Annotated in this window: 1 protein-coding gene; it reads left to right on the plus strand. The window is 68.1% G+C overall.

Annotation, left to right across the window (positions count from 1 at the left end):
* Positions 1–314: 314 nt before the first annotated feature.
* The coding region (locus FBR05_15255; GenBank protein MDL1873537.1) for a hypothetical protein at positions 315–1,707 on the plus strand (1,393 nt) is incomplete at its 3' end.

The following is a 1,707-nucleotide window of genomic DNA, read 5'->3' on the forward strand; positions in this document are numbered from 1 at the left end:
GGTGTCATGGGTTCTCCTTTCGCTGCGGCGCCCTTTGTAGCGCGTCCGGGCGCCTCCCGCGAGGCCGACCGGCTGCCCCGAAGGGGAAGCGGCATCGGCTTGCCGGATTCCGATAGCAACAGCCCAAGAATCGCTCGTTTCGACCGACTCGACCGTCCGGGCGCCGCCTGTCTCGCCCCCCCGGGCCCGGCAGAGATCGCCAGGTGGAAATAGAATCGTACGGAGGATGTTGCCCACCTTCCCGCCCGCGACGGCGGCCCATCTGGCCACTCGGGGCGATACGTAAGGACCACATCTCTGAGGAGGAACGATCGATGAAGAAGCCCCTTTCCCTCCTGGCCGGCGCCATCGCGCTGGCCCTGTCCGCCGCGCCGGTCTCCGGCGCGGAGCTGAAGCTGGTCGGCGTCACCTACCCCGACAACAAGAAGGTCGAGGTCCCGTTCACGCGGACCGCGATCGCCCCCAAGGCCGCGACGCTCGACGCCGTCGTCCGCTTCAAGGGGACGGCGGGCGAGATCGAGGTCGCCTGGAAGGCGATGGAGCCCGCCATCATGTTCGCCGGCAACATCACTTCCTACTCGATCTGGGCGGTCACCCGTGACGGGCGCCCGGAGAACCTCGGCGAGCTGCCGGTCCGCGAGAAGAAGAACGGCGAGGCGACGTACCGGACGGGCAAGAAGAGCTTCGCGCTGATCGTCACCGCCGAGGTCCTCCCCGGCGCCATCGTCCCGACCGAGCTCGTCGTCTTCCAGTCCGGCAAGGTGGACGAGAAGACGACCGCCAAGAACTGGGACTTCGACTTCGACATCACCTACCCGATGGAGGGCGTCGTCCGTCCCGGCAACCCGTCGATCGCCGACCTGTCCTACAAGCCCGGCGGCGAGCCGATCGAGCTGCAGCAGGCCCGCAGGGTGGCCGAGATCTCCGACGAGCTGAAGGCCGAGACGGCCGACGAGAAGGCCGTCCAGACCGCCAAGTCCCAGCTCGCGCAGGCCACGAACGCCGCGTCCGGCAAGGGCGGCTCGAAGAAGACGATCGTCGACTACTCGCAGCGCGCCATCGACAACTACAGCATCGCCATCCGGGCCAAGTTCAACAAGATGCTCGAGGAGCGGATCGCCGCCGAGGTGGCCCGCCGCCAGGCCGAGGAGGCCCGCAAGCAGCGCGAGATGGCGGCCGCCAAGGCCGAGGCCGAGAGGGCGAAGGCCGAGGCCGCCAAGGCCGAGCAGGAGAAGGCCCGGCTCGCCGCCGAGGTGGACCAGCTGAAGAAGGAGCGCGAGAGCCTCAAGGAGTCGCTCGAGGGCGCCGTCGGCGCCAACATGGCGATCACCGAGTCGGCCCGCGGAGTCGTCGTCAACCTGGGCGACATCCTGTTCGACGTGAACAAGTACACGCTGAAGCGCGACTCCGAGATCTCGATCGCCAAGATCGCCGGGATCCTCGGCGTCTTCAAGAAGTTCAACGCCCGGATCGAGGGCTACACCGACGCCTCGGGCAAGCAGGACTGGAACATGAAGCTCTCGTCCGAGCGCGCCCTCTCCGTCGCCGACTTCCTGGCCAAGGAGGGCGTCGCCAAGGAGCGGATCGCGCACGCCGGCTACGGGCCCGCGAACCCGGTCGCCGACAACGAGACCAAGGAAGGCAAGGCGAAGAACCGCCGCGTCGAGATCATCCTCAACCAGGGGGTCGTCGAGGCGATGCCGGGCG

Source organism: Deltaproteobacteria bacterium PRO3 (genome assembly GCA_030263375.1).
Taxonomy (GTDB): Bacteria; UBA10199; UBA10199; order DSSB01; family DSSB01; genus DSSB01.